This window comes from Pantoea rwandensis (genome assembly GCF_000759475.1).
In the GTDB taxonomy this organism is placed as follows: Bacteria; Pseudomonadota; Gammaproteobacteria; order Enterobacterales; family Enterobacteriaceae; genus Pantoea; species Pantoea rwandensis_B.
Genome location: NZ_CP009454.1, coordinates 3,640,926 through 3,657,489 on the forward strand (window position 1 = coordinate 3,640,926; position 16,564 = coordinate 3,657,489).

At 56.7% G+C, this 16,564-nt stretch carries 16 protein-coding genes; 10 read left to right on the forward strand and 6 right to left on the reverse strand.

Going from position 1 to position 16,564, the window contains the following annotated elements:
• Positions 1-4: 4 nt before the first annotated feature.
• Complete coding sequence (gene ybbP / locus LH22_RS16760) at positions 5-2,425, reverse strand: putative ABC transporter permease subunit YbbP (RefSeq protein ID WP_038648466.1); 2,421 nt, start codon at positions 2,423-2,425, stop codon at positions 5-7.
• On the reverse strand, positions 2,422-3,108 hold the full coding sequence (ybbA, locus tag LH22_RS16765; protein WP_038648468.1) for a putative ABC transporter ATP-binding protein YbbA: 687 nt from the start codon (positions 3,106-3,108) through the stop codon (positions 2,422-2,424). The genes ybbP and ybbA overlap by 4 nt, the downstream gene beginning before the upstream one ends.
• On the opposite strand from ybbA, the gene tesA reads away from it, so the two are divergent.
• From tesA to LH22_RS16795, 6 genes are all read left to right on the forward strand, one after another.
• Positions 3,076-3,702: a multifunctional acyl-CoA thioesterase I/protease I/lysophospholipase L1 gene (gene tesA, locus LH22_RS16770; protein WP_200538743.1), complete on the forward strand. Its 627-nt coding sequence runs from the start codon at positions 3,076-3,078 to the stop codon at positions 3,700-3,702. The two genes, ybbA and tesA, sit on opposite strands and share 33 nt — an antisense overlap.
• A gap of 241 nt (positions 3,703-3,943) precedes the next feature.
• Positions 3,944-5,035: an acyltransferase family protein gene (locus tag LH22_RS16775; RefSeq protein ID WP_052059443.1), complete on the forward strand. Its 1,092-nt coding sequence runs from the start codon at positions 3,944-3,946 to the stop codon at positions 5,033-5,035.
• Between the two features lie 57 nt (positions 5,036-5,092).
• A complete protein-coding gene (locus LH22_RS16780) occupies positions 5,093-5,866 on the forward strand; it encodes an SDR family oxidoreductase (RefSeq protein WP_038648473.1) in 774 nt (257 codons plus the stop codon).
• A gap of 79 nt (positions 5,867-5,945) precedes the next feature.
• Positions 5,946-6,800: a thioredoxin family protein gene (locus LH22_RS16785; protein ID WP_038648475.1), complete on the forward strand. Its 855-nt coding sequence runs from the start codon at positions 5,946-5,948 to the stop codon at positions 6,798-6,800.
• 63 nt (positions 6,801-6,863) lie between these two features.
• Positions 6,864-7,778, forward strand: a complete 915-nt coding sequence (locus tag LH22_RS16790; protein WP_034828210.1) for an SPFH domain-containing protein — start codon at positions 6,864-6,866, stop codon at positions 7,776-7,778.
• Complete coding sequence (locus LH22_RS16795; protein ID WP_038650249.1) at positions 7,778-8,236, forward strand: NfeD family protein; 459 nt, start codon at positions 7,778-7,780, stop codon at positions 8,234-8,236. Before LH22_RS16790 ends, LH22_RS16795 begins: the two co-directional genes overlap by 1 nt.
• On the opposite strand, the gene cueR is transcribed toward LH22_RS16795, so the two are convergent.
• Positions 8,212-8,628 (reverse strand): Cu(I)-responsive transcriptional regulator, encoded by a 417-nt coding sequence (cueR, locus tag LH22_RS16800; RefSeq protein ID WP_038648476.1) that lies wholly within the window; start codon positions 8,626-8,628, stop codon positions 8,212-8,214. The two genes, LH22_RS16795 and cueR, sit on opposite strands and share 25 nt — an antisense overlap.
• 110 nt (positions 8,629-8,738) lie before the next feature.
• On the opposite strand from cueR, the gene copA reads away from it, so the two are divergent.
• From copA to ybaK, 3 genes are all read left to right on the forward strand, one after another.
• Positions 8,739-11,237, forward strand: a complete 2,499-nt coding sequence (gene copA, locus LH22_RS16805; RefSeq protein ID WP_038648479.1) for a copper-exporting P-type ATPase CopA — start codon at positions 8,739-8,741, stop codon at positions 11,235-11,237.
• 71 nt (positions 11,238-11,308) lie between these two features.
• Positions 11,309-12,109 carry a TraB/GumN family protein gene (locus LH22_RS16810; RefSeq protein WP_038648481.1) on the forward strand — a complete coding sequence of 267 codons (801 nt, stop codon included), beginning with the start codon at positions 11,309-11,311 and terminating at the stop codon, positions 12,107-12,109.
• A gap of 515 nt (positions 12,110-12,624) precedes the next feature.
• Positions 12,625-13,104 carry a Cys-tRNA(Pro)/Cys-tRNA(Cys) deacylase YbaK gene (gene ybaK, locus LH22_RS16815; RefSeq protein WP_038648483.1) on the forward strand — a complete coding sequence of 160 codons (480 nt, stop codon included), beginning with the start codon at positions 12,625-12,627 and terminating at the stop codon, positions 13,102-13,104.
• On the opposite strand, the gene LH22_RS20985 is transcribed toward ybaK, so the two are convergent.
• Both LH22_RS20985 and LH22_RS16820 read right to left on the reverse strand, forming a co-directional pair.
• Positions 13,101-13,235, reverse strand: coding sequence for a hypothetical protein (locus LH22_RS20985; protein ID WP_276203255.1), 135 nt, complete (start codon positions 13,233-13,235; stop codon positions 13,101-13,103). The two genes, ybaK and LH22_RS20985, sit on opposite strands and share 4 nt — an antisense overlap.
• Positions 13,236-13,335: 100 nt before the next feature.
• Entirely contained in the window at positions 13,336-14,205 is an 870-nt protein-coding gene (locus LH22_RS16820) for a LysR family transcriptional regulator (protein ID WP_038648485.1), read from the reverse strand.
• 90 nt (positions 14,206-14,295) lie between these two features.
• On the opposite strand from LH22_RS16820, the gene LH22_RS16825 reads away from it, so the two are divergent.
• A complete protein-coding gene (locus LH22_RS16825) occupies positions 14,296-14,727 on the forward strand; it encodes a multidrug/biocide efflux PACE transporter (protein ID WP_038648486.1) in 432 nt (143 codons plus the stop codon).
• A gap of 28 nt (positions 14,728-14,755) precedes the next feature.
• On the opposite strand, the gene ushA is transcribed toward LH22_RS16825, so the two are convergent.
• The gene (ushA, locus tag LH22_RS16830) at positions 14,756-16,507 is read right to left on the reverse strand and encodes a bifunctional UDP-sugar hydrolase/5'-nucleotidase UshA (protein WP_038648487.1); all 1,752 of its coding nucleotides are present in this window, start codon (positions 16,505-16,507) and stop codon (positions 14,756-14,758) included.
• Between the last annotated feature and the right edge of the window lie 57 nt (positions 16,508-16,564).

The window sequence follows — 16,564 nt, forward strand, 5'->3', positions numbered from 1 at the left end:
ATGATTAAGCTGCTTCAAATCGTCTGAATAGCGCCTTCCCTTTCAGCAATCGCACGCCCAGCCAGCCGCCGCACAGCGACAACAGCAGCGCGCCGCAAATCGGTAATGCCATCCACAGCGTCCAGTCGGGCTCCCAGGGGAAGTCAAAAATCTTACGCTGTAATCCCCACAGCGCCGCTTCTGCGCCTAATGCGGCAGCCACGCCGGAAACCACGCCGAGCAACGCAAACTCACACCACAGCGTGCCGCGCAGCAGCCGTTTGCTGGCACCCAGCGTGCGATATACCACCAGCTCTTGTCTGCGCTGACGCATGCCTACCTGAATCTGTGCCAGCAGCAGCAACACGCCGCAAATCGTCACCAGCACCACCATGAGCTCCAGTGCCTGACTCACCTGCGCCAGCACCTGACCAATCTGCTTCAGCATGCTGCCAACATCCAGCAAGCTCAGCGTTGGGAAGGCACGATTGAGCTGCGCCAGCAGCGCCGGATTACTGTCCATGCGGAAGCTGGTGAGCCAGGTTTGCGGCTGTTGATCCAGTGCGCCCGGCGGGAAGATAAAGAAGAAGTTTGGCCGCAGGCTCTCCCAGTCCACTTTGCGCAGGCTGGTGATTTTGGCGCTGAACTGCTGGGTATCACCGCTGAAGGTCAGGGTATCGCCGAGCTTCAGGCCAAGACGATCCGCCAGCTCCACTTCCATCGATACTTCACCCGCTTTCGGCGGCCAGCTTCCGGCCAGCAGCGGATTGTGATCCGGTCGATCCGCCTGCCATGTCAGATTGAGTTCGCGGTTCAGCGCGTTATCCATCTTCGGATCGGCTTCTTTACCGTTCAGCTCGGTCAGACGCGCACGCACAATCGGATAGTAGGATTCCGGTTTAACCTGATGTTGATTGAGGAAGTCACGCACCTGCGGCACCTGTTCCTGCGTCATGTTAAGCAGGAAGTAGTTCGGCGCATCCGGCGGTAACTGCTGCTGCCAGCGATCCAGAAGATCGCCGCGCATCACCAGCAACAGCGCCAGCAGCATAAAGGAGAGCGAAAATGCCGCCAGCTGGCTCAGCGTCATCACCGGCTGTCGTAGCAGACGATTGATCGCCAGACGCATCGCCAGATTGCGCACTACCAGCTTACGCAGCAGCAACAGTGTGCCCCAGCCGAGCAGTGACAGCAGCAGCGCCAGCATCACCACGCCCACCAGCAGCGCCCACAACATTTTGCTACCGCCCATCAATAACGCCAGCAGGCCAACCACTACCAGCGCCATGGCGGGCAGATAAAACCGCAGCGGCCAGACATTGGCCACCGCATCACGCCGGAGCACGCGCAGCGGCTGCGTCGCCATCAGCAGGCGATACGGGCGCAATCCCACCAGCAGCGAAATGACAAACATCGCACCAATCGCCCATAACCACGGCCAGAAACTGGCGGCAGGCAAGGCGGCAGGCAGCACGGGCTTAAGCATCGCCAGCAGGATGATCTCAATCCCCTGCCCCAGCACGCTGCCCGCTATCGCCGCCAGCAGCAGCAGCACCGCCAGCCACTGGCCAATGATCAGACGTTGTAAGGCTTTACGCGTGGCGCCCAGCGTTTTCAGCACCGCCACCAAATCGTAGCGGCTGCGGCAGTAATGGCTCATCGCCACCGCCACGGCGGCAATCGCCAGCATCAGCGTCAGCAACGCCGATAACAGGAGGAATTGCTGCGCACGCTGCATCGAGCGACCCAGCGCATCTTCCGAGTTCTCGACGCTGATCCAGCGCTCACCGGCTTTCAACTGCGGCTGGATCCAACTGTCATAACGCGCCAGCGGAGCCGGATCGCCAGAGAATTTGTAGCGCCAGCTGAGCCGACTGCCGGGCTGAATCGCACCGGTTTTATCAACATCCGCGAGGTTCATCAGCAGGCGTGGCGCCGTCTGGAACGGATTGAAGCCGCCATCCGGCTCCTGAATCACTTCGCCCGCGATGCGCAGCGTGGTATCCCCCACATCGACGTTGTCGCCGACTTTCAGATTAAGCAGCGCCAGCAAGCGCGGCGCGGCCAGCACTGTGCCCGCCTGCGGTTTTAATCCCGGCGGATCGGTCTGCAAGGTGCCGAACATCGGATAGGCATCGTCCACCGCTTTCACATCCGCTAACTGCGGCGTCTGATCGGCGAAGGTCATGGTCATAAAGCTGAGCTGACGACTGACGGAGAGCCCTTCATCACGCGCTTTATTCAGCCAGGCTTCCGGCGCGGGCGCGCTGCTGCGCAGAGTACGATCGCCCGCCATAAAATCACGGCTCTGCTGGCTCAGCCCTTTTTCCATGCGATCGCTGATCGAGCCCAGCGCCAGCACGCAGGCCACCGCCAATGTCAGCGCCAGCCAAACAATCAACAGTGAGGGCGAACGCCATTCACGCCAGAACCAGCGCCAAATCATGTCTCCTCCCACAGCTTGCCGTCGCGCAGGCGCAGCCGACGATCGCAGCGCGCCGCCAGTTGCTCATCGTGCGTCACCAGAATCAGCGTGGTGGCGAAGTCGCGGTTGAGGGAGAAAAGCAGGTCGGCGATGCGATCGCCGGTTTTGCGATCCAGGTTGCCGGTGGGTTCATCGGCGAACAGTAAACCAGGACGGCCGCTAAACGCGCGCGCCAGCGCCACACGCTGCTGCTCGCCGCCGGAAAGCTGCGCGGGCAGATGATGCAGACGATCTTTCAGGCCAAGTTGCGTTAAGAGATCCACCGCCTGGGCGCGGCTGTCGCGATCGCTGTCACCACGCAATAAAGCAGGCAACTGGACGTTTTCCAGCGCATTGAGCGTCGGTACCAGCATAAAGGACTGGAACACAAAGCCCACTTCGCGTGCGCGCAACGCGGCACGTTGCTCTTCGTTCATGTTGTGCAGCGGCTGGCCGAGCAGATTGACCTCGCCGCTGCTGCCATCGTCCAGCCCGGCCAGAATGCCCAGCAATGTGGATTTGCCGGAACCCGATTCGCCAATCAGCGCGATGGTCTCAGCTGGTTTGACAACCAGCTCAACTCCGGTAAGGATGGTCAGCTGATGCTCTCCCTGACCGACGGACTTAGTAAGATGATAAACTGCAACAATGTTTTCCGCTGGCATTATCCCTTCCTGTTGTTATTGCTTCTGCTGGTGTCCCGCATCGCCGCCGCCGATACCTTGCTGGTATTGGGTGACAGCCTGAGCGCCGGGTATCGTATGTCCGCCACTGCGGCATGGCCCAGCCTGCTCAATAAAACCTGGCAACAGCAGCCCCAGATTATTAACGCCAGCATCAGCGGAGATACCGCAGGACAAGGGCTGGCGCGTTTGCCTGGCCTATTAAAACAGCATCAACCCCGTTGGGTGTTAATCGAATTGGGCGGTAACGATGGCTTGCGCGGCTTCCCGCCTGCCAATATCGCGCAGGATCTGAGTAAAGTGATCGACGAAGTCAAAGCCGCCAAAGCGCAGCCGCTGCTGATGCAAATTCGTTTACCTGCTAATTATGGACGTCGTTATACGGAGGCGTTTAGCGCGATTTATCCGCAGCTGGCACAGCAGTACAACATTCCTCTGGTGCCCTTCTTTATGGAGCAGGTCTATCTGAAGCCGGAATGGATGCAGCAGGACGGTATTCACCCCAATCCGGATGCGCAGCCGTTTATTGCCAACCTGATGGCTAACGAACTGGCTCCGCTAGTAAAGCAGAATTAATGCCGGCGTGTGATTTTAAACAGGTAAAGAAATGCAAACCCATGCAACGGCTGCATTAAAAACCGTTTATGCGCATCAGGTCTGCCGATGCGCAGCATCACACATCTTACTTAAATCAAATAAATATTAACAAATTCCTTTCACTCTTAACTTTTCGTGGTCACACCCTTAACGCAATGATATAAAAGGGCACAATTTAAGCCGCCTACTTGCGGCTGGCTACCACAGTTAAGAAAATCAAATGAATGCGAGTTTTTTCAAGAGTGTGCACGCGCTCAGGGGATTAGCTGCCCTCAGCGTGATGTTTTTCCATTTCCGCTGGAACATCAATGCAAAGTCTCCTGGGTTAGGAGATGCATTATTTGGTTGGGGGGCTACCGGTGTTGACCTGTTTTTCCTGATTAGCGGCTTTGTGATTGTTTTAACCTTAAAAACAACGCCCGCTACGTTTTCGGGTACTGTGCAATTTTTAAAGCGCCGCCTCTTCCGTATATTACCGGCGTACTACATTATTCTGATCGTTACCTTTCTGCTCTCTGGTGCTATGAGCACCTTCCACTATGCGGATAAAACCCAGAATCTGATAAGCGCACTCACCTTTCAGCCGATATATCCTGATCACGGTCCTTTTTATGTGGATGACAGTGGCATGTATGGCATTCGCTGGACCCTCAATTATGAACTCTACTTTTATCTTGCAGTCGGATTGCTTCTGGGATTACCACGTCGAGCTTTAGCCATCGCAATTTGGTTCGTCTTAACACTGTTCACCATCCCCTGGCTTGCCGGGAAAGACTTGAGCCTGGCAGAACAAGGTTATGAGCTCGGCAGTGCACAGCTAAACCTTGTGACCAATCCGATGATTTTATTGTTCCTGGTCGGCATGCTCATTGGGCTAAGTGTACCGCTGCTGCGTAAACTCAACGCTCAACTGATGCTGATCATGTTTACTGCTTCGGTAGTCATGATGGTTGCGCTTTTTAGCCATGGGCTGTTTGTCGGGCATGGCTTAACCGGCTCAGGATGGATTTATGCACTTATTCTCTTATTCGCCATTGCTTCAGAAGAGAGAATTGGGAAGCTTATCCCACGCGCATGGCTGAAGTTAGGTGATATCTCATTTTCACTTTATCTCGTACACACCTTAATGAATGAAGGGCTAGGTAAACGTTTGAATGGTCTGGGGATTGAAGATGGGCCTTTGCGATTTTGTATCTCGGTCGTCCTCTCATTACTACTGGCATGGCTGGCATGGAAGTACATAGAAAGGCCATTCAACGCACTCAGCAAACCACGCGCTGAAGCATCCGGGTTGGCCATAACTAAAGGTTGACGCCAGTAGTACAAATCACTGAATCTGTTATCAATCTCAAACAGCCTTACAGTGATTATGCAAAAAAATATCCTCATCACCGGCTGCTCCAGCGGTATTGGCTTAGCGGCCGCCAACGATCTGCAATCTCGCGGCTATCGCGTGATTGCTGCCTGCCGTCGAGCGGACGATGTGGCGCGCATGGAAGCCCTGGGCTTTATTGGCGTCCAGCTCGACCTTGATGATGCAGCCAGCGTGGATGCCGCCGCTGAGCGCATACTGACGTTGTGCGAGCATCGCCTGCACGGCTTGTTTAACAACGGCGGCTTTGGTCAATATGGCCCACTGAGCAGCGTGTCGCGCGCGCAGCTGGAAAAACAGTTCTCTACGAACCTCTTCGGCACCCACCAACTGACAATGCGTTTGCTGCCTGCGCTGCAAGCCAGCGGTAATGGGCGTATTATTAATACCAGCTCGGTGCTGGGGCTGATCTCCACGCCCGGACGCGGTGCCTACGCCGCCAGTAAATGGGCACTGGAAGCCTGGAGCGATGCACTGCGCATGGAAGTGCGCGATAGCGGTGTGCGCGTGAGTTTGATCGAGCCCGGGCCAATTGCCACGCGTTTCACCGACAATGTGCATCAGGGCGAGCAGGATAAACCGGTGCGTAATCCGGGGATTGCCGCACGTTTCACCCTGCCACCGGAAGCCATTTTGCCCAAATTGCGCCACGCGCTGGAAAGCAAACACCCGCGCCTGCGTTATCCGGTGACGCTGGTCGCATGGGTGATGAGCCTGCTGAAACGCCTGTTACCCGGTTGGATGCTGGATCGCATCTTGCGCAGCAACTAAGCGGCAAGCCAGATTTGAACTTGAACACGGGCAGCTTGCCCCCATATTCTCAACACACTTTCTGCAAAGAGACGTATTCATGTCACACGCTTTGATTATCGACATCAACGAATCCAACCTGCACCAGACGCTGGAACAATCCACGCAGATGCCGGTGCTGTTCTACTTCTGGTCCGATCGCAGCCAACACTGTCAGGAGCTGACGCCGGTGCTGGAGCGTCTGGCACAGGAGTATGCGGGTCAGTTCATTTTGGCCAAACTGGATTGCGATAAAGAGCAGATGGTGGCATCGCAGTTTGGTCTGCGCTCCATTCCAACCGTGTATCTGTTCCAGAATGGACAGCCGGTAGATGGCTTCCAGGGCCCGCAGCCGGAAGAGGCGATCCGTGCACTGCTGCAAAAAGTGCTGCCGCGTGAAGAAGAGATTAAAACCCATCAGGCAATGCAGCTGATGGAAGAAGGTAAACCGCTGGATGCACTGCCGCTGCTGAAAGATGCCTGGCAGTTGAGCAACCAAAACAGTGAAATTGGCTTCCTGCTGGCAGAAGTGTTGATTACGCTGAACCGCAGCGATGAAGCCGAAGCGGTGCTGGCAGTGGTACCCTTACAGGATCAGGATACCCGCTATCAGAGCCTGGTTTCGCAAATCGAACTGCTAAAACAAGCTGCGGATACTCCGGAGATCCAGCAATTGCAGGAACAGCTGGCCAGTGAGCCCGCGAATGCGGAGCTGGCTGCTAAACTTGCTTTACAGCTGCATCAGGTGGGCCGCAACGAAGAAGCATTGGATCTGTTGTTTAGCTTCCTGAAGAGCGATCTCAGTGCGGGCGAAGGTCAGGTGCGCAAAATGTTCCAGGAAATTTTGGCTGCGCTCGGCACAGGCGATGCACTCGCTACGCGCTATCGTCGCCAGATGTATTCGCTGCTGTACTGATCGGTACCGCACGTGCAACGGGCCGAACGACTCGGCCCGACAATCTGACAACCAGGAGGTTATATGTTGACTGTGATTCCCGTCATTATCGTGCTTGCGCTCGTTACCGTGTGGGCCGGTGTAAAAATCGTGCCGCAAGGCTATCAGTGGACGGTAGAACGTTTTGGCCGTTACACTAAAACCCTGCCACCCGGCCTGAGTTTGATCGTCCCGTTCATGGATCGTATTGGTCGCAAGATCAATATGATGGAACAAGTCCTCGATATTCCCTCGCAAGAAATCATCTCCAAAGATAACGCTAACGTCACCATTGATGCTGTGTGCTTCATTCAGGTGGTTGATCCTGCGCGCGCGGCCTATGAAGTCAGCAATCTTGAGCTGTCGATCCTCAATCTGACCATGACGAATATCCGAACTGTCCTCGGTAGCATGGAATTGGATGAGATGCTGTCGCAGCGCGATAACATCAATACCCGCTTGCTGCACATCGTCGATGAAGCCACCAATCCGTGGGGCGTGAAGATCACCCGTATCGAAATCCGTGACGTGCGTCCGCCGCAGGAACTGATCGCCGCGATGAACGCGCAGATGAAGGCCGAGCGTACCAAGCGTGCCGACATTCTTACCGCAGAAGGCGTACGCCAGGCGGCGATTTTACGCGCCGAAGGGGATAAGCAGTCGCAAATTCTGAAAGCCGAAGGTGAACGAACCTCCGCCTTCCTGCAGGCCGAAGCGCGTGAACGCCAGGCGCAGGCCGAAGCCAACGCCACGCGTGCCGTATCGGAGGCGATCGCGGCAGGCGACATTCAGGCGGTGAACTACTTTGTGGCGCAGAAATATACCGATGCGCTACAGAAGATCGGTGAATCTCATAACAGCAAAGTGGTGATGATGCCGCTGGATGCCAGCAGTTTGCTGGGTTCCATTGCCGGGATCGGTGAATTGCTGAAGGAGAGCCGTCAGGAGCGTAAACCGTGATCCTGATGGAACTGATTGCCCATCCGCACTGGTTCTGGCTGACGCTGGGCGGCCTGCTGCTGGCGGCTGAAATGCTGGGTACCAGCGGTTATCTGCTGTGGAGTGGATTAGCAGCGGTGCTGGTCGGCCTTATCGAATGGCTGTTCCCGTTCTCGTGGACGCATCAGGGCATTTTGTTCGCGGTGCTGACGTTGCTGTGCGTTTACTTCTGGTATCGCTGGATGCGCTACCGTGAGGTTTCACAGCAGCCGAACACTTTGAATCAACGCGGATCGCAGATGATCGGGATGCACCTGACCCTGGATACCACGCTCAGAGAGGGTTTAGGTCATGTGCGCATTGGCGACAGCAGCTGGCGCGTGCAGGCTAAAGAAGATTTGCCTGCCGGAACACCCGTGATCGTCACCGGAGTGGTGGGTATCACGATGCTGATTCAGCCGCGCTTTCCTTCACCCTGATGGCTGCAGCCCGCCAGATGATTGATGATCGGGCATTCAGCACTGTCATCGCCGGGGCAGGCTTCAGCAAGTTCCAGTAGCCGCGCGCGCATCGCATGCAACTCTTCGATGTGCGCAGCGATTTCATCCGCTTTCTGCAAGGTGCGCGCTTTGACATCCGCGCTGTGGCGAGCGGGATCGTTGAACAGAGTCACCAGCTCGCGGCACTCGTCCAGGGTAAAGCCAACCTGACGCGCCTGACGCAGTAGATTCAGCTCATCAATATGATGCGCGGCATAGCTGCGATAACCATTGTGACTGCGCAACGGCGGCGTCACCACGCCCTTCTCTTCATAAAAACGGATCGCCTTGCTGGTTAGCCCGGTTTTTTTTGCCACATCGCTGATGTTCATCTTTTGTCTTCACCTCATGACCGCTTGACCTTCCCCTGAATGGAAGGTTTAGGCTCTATAACTAATGCAAAGTTTGCAGACAGTCAAACCTCTCGTTTAAGGAGTTTAAGATGTCACACACACAATTACTGGCGCTGGACGGTTTGTCCTGTGGCCACTGCGTAAAACGGGTCAAAGAAGCGCTGGAGCAGCGCGACGATGTGGAACAAGCGGACGTCACGCAGCAGGAAGCGCGCGTTACCGGTGCGGCCAGCGCCAGCGATCTGATTGCAACCGTTGAACAAGCCGGTTATCACGCGGCGGTGAAAGACAGCCCAAAGCCTGAGCCGTTGACAGCAACAGAGCCGCCGCCGGAGGCGCTGACAACGGAGTCGCAACCGGCAGAAGAAAACCTTCCTGTTCACCATTTGCTGATCAGCGGCATGAGCTGTGCCAGCTGCGTGAGCCGTGTGGAACAGGCGCTGCAAAACGTGCCCGGCGTGAGTCAGGCACGCGTCAACCTGGGTGAGCGTAGCGCGCTGGTATTGGGCAATGCGTCTGCCGAAGCGCTGATGAGTGCCGTGGATCAAGCAGGCTACGCCGCTGAAGCTATCGACGATGAACAAACCCGACGCGAACGCCAGCAAATCAGCGCACAGCAGGCGATGCGCCGCTTTAGCTGGCAGGCGGGATTGGCGCTGTTGCTCGGCGTGCCCATGATGATCTGGGGCATGCTCGGCGACAATATGATGCTGAGTGACGCCAACCAAACGTTATGGCGCACGCTCGGCGTTATCACCTTGCTGGTGATGGTGATCGCCGGCGGTCATTTCTATCGCAGTGCGTGGCGCAGCTTACGTCACGGCACCGCCACCATGGATACGCTGGTGGCCCTCGGCACTGGCGCCGCATGGATCTACTCGATGAGCGTGGCGCTTTGGCCAGAATTTTTCCCGATGCAGGCGCGACATCTCTATTTTGAAGCCAGCGTGATGATCGTCGGTTTGATTAACCTCGGCCATGCGCTGGAACAGCGAGCACGCCAGCGGGCATCCAAAGCCCTGGAACGTCTGTTGGATCTTACCCCTGCTCAGGCGCGTGTAATCGGTGAACAGGGCGAAACGCTGATGCCGTTGAGCGAGGTCCAGCCCGGCATGCTGCTGAAGCTGGTCACCGGCGATCGCGTGCCGGTGGATGGCGAAGTCGACAGCGGCGAAGCCTGGTTCGATGAAGCGATGTTAACCGGTGAAGCGGTGCCGCAGGCGAAACAACCCGGCGATAAAGTCTATGCCGGGACGCTGGTGCAGGATGGCACGCTGCGCTTAGTGGCACGCGCCACCGGCAGCCACACCACGCTGGCGCGTATCATCAATCTGGTGCGCCAGGCACAAAGCAGCAAACCGGACATTGGCCGCCTGGCCGATCGCATCTCAGCGGTGTTTGTGCCGGTGGTGGTGGCGATTGCGCTGCTGGCCGGTCTGGTGTGGTATCTGGTCGGCCCGCAGCCGCAGCTCGCCTACACGCTGGTGATCGTCACGACGGTGTTGATTATCGCCTGTCCTTGCGCACTGGGGCTGGCGACGCCGATGTCGGTGATTGCCGGGGTGGGTCGCGCGGCAGAACTGGGCGTGCTGGTGCGTGATGCTGACGCGCTGCAGCGTGCCAGCGAAGTCGATACCATCGTGTTTGATAAAACCGGCACGCTGACGCGCGGCACGCCTCAGGTGAGCGATGTGCTGGTGTATGGCGACTGGAATCGCCAGCAGGTGCTGAGCGCTGCGGCGCAGCTGGAACAAGGTTCGAACCATCCGCTGGCGAAAGCAATTCTGGCGGCAGCCCCCGATCTTAGCGATGAGCCGACTAAGCAATTTCGTACAATACGCGGCAAAGGCGTGAGCGCTAAAGTCGCGGGCAGAACGCTGCTGCTCGGCAATCAGGCACTGCTGGATGAACAACAGATTGATTACCGCGCCGCACAAGAAGATATCGACCGTTTCGCCGCGCAAGGCACGACGCCGGTGCTGCTGGCCGATCAGCGTCAGTTGCTCGGCTTGATCGCCCTGCGTGACAGCCTGCGCCCGGAAAGCGCGGAGGCGTTACAGCGCCTGCACCAGTTGGGCTATCGGTTAATCATGTTGACCGGCGATCACCAGAAAACCGCGCAGGTAATCGCTGCCGAAGCCGGCATTGATGAAGTGATTGCGGGTGTGCTGCCCGAAGGCAAAGCGCAGGCGATCGCGCAGTTGCAGCAGCAGGGGCGTAAAGTGGTGATGGTCGGTGATGGCATCAATGATGCCCCGGCGCTGGCGCAGGCCGATGTCGGCATTGCGATGGGTGGCGGCAGCGATGTGGCCGTCGAAACCGCCGCCATGACGTTGATGCGCAACGATCTGCACTGTGTTGCCGATGCGCTGGCGATGGCAGGCGCGACACTGCGTAATATGCGTCAGAACTTGCTCGGGGCTTTTGTCTATAACAGCCTGGGGATTCCGATTGCGGCGGGCGTGCTCTACCCGTTCACCGGCTTGCTACTTAGCCCGATCGTGGCGGGCGCGGCGATGGCGCTGTCTTCGATTACCGTGGTGAGTAACGCGAATCGTTTGTTGCGCTTTAAGCCAGCAAAACGCTAATCGCCCTCTCTGCCCTGTTTTTCGCTGACTGAAATCGCTAGCATGGATTTTTGACTTCAAAAGGACAGGGCATGAGACGCAGTCTGTGGCACAGCTTCCAGCAGATGGCCGCCAGCCTCTTACCGGCGCGATATACCTGGCCGGCATTGGATATCAAATTGGGCGATCGACGCCTGCATCTGGCGGGCAGTATTCATATGGGCACGCGCGATATGCAGCCGTTGCCAGCGGGCCTGTTGCGCCAGTTGAGTCGCGCCGATGCGCTGATTGTCGAGGCGGATATCACTCAGGGCGCATCCCCCTTCACCCATGACGATGCCTGTCCGCCGTTGGCGATGCGTCTGGACGCAGAGGTGTTGCAGCGGCTGGATGTTCTGTGCGATGAGCTTTCGCTTTCCATGGCGGTGTTCGATACGTTGCCGTTCTGGCAAATCGCTTTGATGCTGCAGGCGCAACAGGCGCAGCGTCTGGGGCTGCGACCGCAATATGGCATTGATTACCAGCTGCTGATGGCGGCGAAATCGGCCAATAAGCGCATCATTGAACTGGAAGGCCCGGAAACCCAGATCGCGCTGCTGAAATCGCTACCACAGGAGGGCTTATCGCTGTTACTGGATACGCTGGAGCATTGGCACACCAACGCCCGCCTGCTGCAAACCATGATCAGCTGGTGGCTGGATGCACCGCCCACGCAACAACCGGTGGCCCTGCCGACCACCTTTAGCAGCGATCTCAATGACACGCTGATGCGCAATCGTAATCAGCACTGGCGCGAGTTATTGCAGGCGCTGCCGAAAGGCCGCTATGTGGTGGCGGTGGGTGCACTGCATCTGTATGGCGAGGATAACCTGCCAGGATTGTTGAAGTCGTAACAAGTGCAGTCACCGTAAGACCTTATGCATCCTCAAGTCCTGAAAGTCATCTGGTCGATGACGTGCGTATGTCTGATTGCGCAGAAATGTGCATTGGTGGATGCGCGGCGGAGGGTTGGCTCTGCGGATGAGCAGTAAGCAGTAAGCAGTAAGCAGTAAGCAGTAAGCAGTAAGCAGTAAGCAGTAAGCAGTAAGCAGTAAGCAGTAAGCAGTAAGCAGTAAGCAGTAAGCAGTAAGCAGTAAGCAGTAAGCAGTAAGCAGTGAGCAGTGAGCAGTGAGCAGTGAGCAGTAAGCAGTAAGCAGTAAGCAGTAAGCAGTAAGCAGTAAGCAGTAAGCAGTGAATTGCAGGCAACAAAGAAGACCAATATCGCTATCGGCCCGTCAAAGAGGAATTTGTTTATGATTTTGGTTATCACCAGCATTGCTGGCGCGGGCCAATTTTCGCGCAAAGTTCAGAATTTCGCCAGTATTATTCACCAAAACTGAAATAAGAATTTTCGTAGCAAGGACAGAACATGACACCCGCCGTAAAACTGCTGGAAAAACAAAAGGTCGCCTTTACCCTTCATCCTTATGAGCATGACAGCCACGAAACCAATTTTGGTGATGAAGCGGTGCGGAAGCTCAATCTCGATGCACGTCAGGTGTTCAAAACCCTGCTAGTGGCGCTCAACGGCGATGCCAAAGCGCTGGCGGTAGCCGTGACACCGGTCTCCTCGCAGCTCGATTTGAAAAAAGTGGCAAAGGCGCTGGGCGCGAAAAAAGCGGATATGGCCGATCCACAACTGGCACAGCGCGTCACCGGCTATCTGGTGGGTGGTATCAGCCCCTTAGGGCAGAAAAAACGCCTGCCAACGGTGATCGATCAGCAGGCCGCAGAATTTGCCACCATCTTTGTCTCCGGTGGCAAGCGCGGGCTGGATATAGAACTGGCGGCGCAGGACCTGGCACGGCTGCTGGATGCCACTCTGGCCGACTTGGCGCGCCGCGATTAATTCAGCTGCTGGATGCCGCTCTGGCCGACGTGGCGCGCCGCGATTAATTCAGCTGCTGGATTGCCGCTCTGGCCGACGTGGCGCGCCGCGATTAATCCGGTTGCTGGATGCCACACTGGCAGACGTGGCACGCCGCGATTAATTCAGCTGCTGGATGCGCAGTGGCCGGCTTGGCACGCCTCGATTAACCCGGCTGCTGGATGCCACACTGGCCAACGTGGCACACCGTGATTAATCCGGCTGCTGGGCGCAGAGTTGATCGATCATCCAGCGCCCGGCAGGACCCGGTGGATTGCGTCGCGACCAGATCACATCCACCGCGATGCGCTGTGGCCAGCCTGGCACTGGCAACTCTTTCAACACCTGATGACCAAATTGTTCCACCAGCCAGCGCGGTAATACACTCCAGCCAAAGCCCTGTTCCGCCATTTCCAGCAGCAATAAATAAGATGGTGCCGACCACACGCGCCCGGCAGGCAAGGGTTCACGGTTTTGCACCCAGGTATTGAGCCGTAAATGACGCAGTTCACCGAGTTGTGCTTCACTCACCTGTTTTGACTGCGCCAGCACATGATCCTGGTGCAGATAGATCGCCATTTCCGCCCCCACCTGTAAACGCGCCACCGCTAAATCCGGCGGCAGCTGCGGCTGCGCACGCACCACGCCGAGATGCACGCGACCGGCCTGCAGCAGGTCCAGCGCGTCCGCGTCCTCAGCAATCATGCATTCAAATTCAATATCCGGATAACGTGCTTCAAAGCGGTTGAGCAGATTTTCATGGTGATCGGCCTGCCAGAAATCGGAAATCGCCAGACTGAGTCGCGGTTCCACGCCCTGTGACAGCCGCACCGCCAGCTCATCCAACCGCTGGCTGGCCGCCAGAATCTGCTGCACCTGCGCCAGGGCGCGCTGTCCTTGCTCGGTGAGTACCGGCTGGCGACCGCTGCGATCGAACAGGGTGAAACCGAGATCATCTTCCAGATTAGCCACGGCGCTGCTAATGGTGGACTGGCTTTTGGCCAGCGCACGCGCCGCCGCAGAAAACGAGCCGCTGGCGACAGTCTGCACAAAGGCCTCAAGGGATTCCGGGGAGTATTTCATGGTGAACCATCGCTTTTATCGATAGGTAATCATTTTATCTTAGCATTTCGCGGTGAGAAAATGTGTCGCGTTACCCAAAAGGAGGTTTATATGCGTACCCGTTCGCTGAAAGAACGTTTTTATCATGCTGCAGGATTTGAAGTGCTGGCGATTCTCACTGTGGCTCCGCTGGCTGCCTGGATTATGGAAAAGCCGCTGTTTCAGATGGGCGCTCTGGCGATTATGTTGTCAACGGTCGCCATGCTGTGGAACATGTTCTATAACACCGGTTTTGATCGCATCTGGCCCCCGCAGAAAACACGTGGCCTCGGTCTGCGTGCCATCCACGCGCTGGGCTTTGAAGGGGGCTTTATCGTTATCGGTTTGCCGATTGCCGCCTGGATGCTGAAGATCACGCTGCTGGAAGCCTTTATGCTGGAAGTGGCGTTCTTCCTGTTCTTCCTGCCCTATACCATGGCCTATAACTGGATGTGGGATAAATTGCGTCAGCGCTGGCTGACGCAAAAATCCTGCCAGGCATAAAACAACGGCGCCCTATCGGGCGCCGTTTTCAATTGTGCAGTGCGCGCGGCCAAATCCACGCCAGAATGGCTTGTGGGTAGCTACGCTTCCTGGGCTTTTCCTGCGCTTTGTCGCGCTCCTGCACCTGTGCTTCCGTTAAATGCACGATACCGGTTGGCGCATAGTCGGCGATTTTCAGCGGTGAGTGTGCGGTGACATAAGCACGCAGCACATCCGCATCACGCTGGCCGGTATTGCTAAAGCCTGCATGCGCCTCGATGTTGGGATAACCATCGCCCCCGCTGGCATTAAAGCTGTTGGTCGCCATGCGATAGGTTTTGTCCTTTTGCAGCGGCTCGCCGTTAATCTTCACCTCACTCACCGCTTTGCCATCCGCCACCAGACTGATATTGCTGAACTGCGCGAAACCACCGGAGTTGGTTTTGATATTGGCAACCGTGGCAAGATACTTCAGCAATTCGTCTCCGGTCAGCGTGACTGACACCACCTGATTACCAAACGGCTGCACCTGCAACAAATCGCGCCAACTTAGCTTGCCTGCGGCTAGCGAGGTGCGAATGCCACCGCCACTGATCACCGCGAAATCCGCTTTAGTCGCTGCCATTTGCGCGCGCAGAATCAGCTGCCCAAGATTGGTTTGTTCAAAACGCACCTTATCGCGTTCCCCGACGAACACGCCATCACTGCTGCCAACCGTGACGTCGAGCTTCTTGGCCGCGCGCAGTTGATACGGCGTCAGTAGCTTCATCATCGCGCTGTTAGGTGGGATCTCTTCCTGCCAGGTGAGCCAGGAAACGCTGCCATCCAGATTTTTCACTTCATGCTTGAGGTTAACCGGGATCAGCTGATAGCTGTCCAGCGTCAATTCGCCATTGCGGAAGGTGAAATCGCCGCGCCCGACATATTTGCCCCACTCTTTCGCCTGCATGATCCACACGCCATTTTGGCGATCGGGCTGGCAAGGCTGGCCGGGCTGATAATCTTTCACACTGACGTTATCTTTTTCCATGCACACCGCATCCTGCGAGTGGCCGCCGATGATCACATTGATAGTGCCCGGCGGCAGGCTGCGCGCCAGTTCCACATCACCCGGCGCGTTGCTGCCGTGCTGCCCATCGTCGTAATGGCCCATGTGCGTCAGCGCCACGATCACATCAGGTTTCTCGCTGGCACGCAGTTCCGCCACCGCTTTTTCCGTCTCTTTCACCGGATCGCGGATGTCGATATTAGCGATATTTTCCGGGTTGGAAATTTTCAGGGTATCGGTGGTGGTCAGACCGATCACTGCGATCTTCAGCCCCATGCGATTAAAGATCGCCCACGGCTTAAACAGACGCTGGTCGGTACCCTTTTGATAGATATTGGCAGAGAGGAAGGGAAATTTGGCCCACTTCTGTTGCTGTTGCAGCACGCTGAGAGGCTTATCGAATTCGTGATTGCCGAGCGCCATGGCATCGTAGCCGATGAGGTTCATGCCGCGAATATCGGGTTCGGCATTGAGCAGATCCGATTCCGGCACGCCGGTATTCACGTCTCCGGCGGAAAGGATCAAGGCACCGCCGCCTTTGGCCTGCACATCATAACGCTGTTTATCCATCAGCGTTTTCTGCGCCGCCAGACCGTATTCGCCCTGCGCATTGGTCCAGTAGCGACCGTGATGATCGTTGGTGTGCAGAATACTGAATCGATAACTGCGATCCGTCTGCCATGCCTGCGCCAGCATCGGCAGCAACAGCATGATCAGCGCCAGCCAGCGCCCTCTCCGCGGGAATAACAACAAAGCCGATCTCCTTATTCTGCGTCTTTCCACTTTGCCGTGGACTTAATGTGCTTTATC

Excerpts from the sequence above, each read along its gene's own strand:
- LH22_RS16790 (WP_034828210.1), top strand. The coding sequence starts at position 6,864 with ATGTTGACTGTGATTCCCGTCATTATCGTGCTTGCGCTCGTTACCGTG.
- LH22_RS16785 (WP_038648475.1), top strand. The coding sequence starts at position 5,946 with ATGTCACACGCTTTGATTATCGACATCAACGAATCCAACCTGCACCAG.
- ybbA (WP_038648468.1), bottom strand. The coding sequence starts at position 3,108 with ATGCCAGCGGAAAACATTGTTGCAGTTTATCATCTTACTAAGTCCGTC.
- LH22_RS16825 (WP_038648486.1), top strand. The coding sequence starts at position 14,296 with ATGCGTACCCGTTCGCTGAAAGAACGTTTTTATCATGCTGCAGGATTT.
- ybbP (WP_038648466.1), bottom strand. The coding sequence starts at position 2,425 with ATGATTTGGCGCTGGTTCTGGCGTGAATGGCGTTCGCCCTCACTGTTG.
- LH22_RS16820 (WP_038648485.1), bottom strand. The coding sequence starts at position 14,205 with ATGAAATACTCCCCGGAATCCCTTGAGGCCTTTGTGCAGACTGTCGCC.
- cueR (WP_038648476.1), bottom strand. The coding sequence starts at position 8,628 with ATGAACATCAGCGATGTGGCAAAAAAAACCGGGCTAACCAGCAAGGCG.
- tesA (WP_200538743.1), top strand. The coding sequence starts at position 3,076 with ATGATAAACTGCAACAATGTTTTCCGCTGGCATTATCCCTTCCTGTTG.
- copA (WP_038648479.1), top strand. The coding sequence starts at position 8,739 with ATGTCACACACACAATTACTGGCGCTGGACGGTTTGTCCTGTGGCCAC.
- LH22_RS16775 (WP_052059443.1), top strand. The coding sequence starts at position 3,944 with ATGAATGCGAGTTTTTTCAAGAGTGTGCACGCGCTCAGGGGATTAGCT.
- LH22_RS16810 (WP_038648481.1), top strand. The coding sequence starts at position 11,309 with ATGAGACGCAGTCTGTGGCACAGCTTCCAGCAGATGGCCGCCAGCCTC.
- ybaK (WP_038648483.1), top strand. The coding sequence starts at position 12,625 with ATGACACCCGCCGTAAAACTGCTGGAAAAACAAAAGGTCGCCTTTACC.
- LH22_RS16780 (WP_038648473.1), top strand. The coding sequence starts at position 5,093 with ATGCAAAAAAATATCCTCATCACCGGCTGCTCCAGCGGTATTGGCTTA.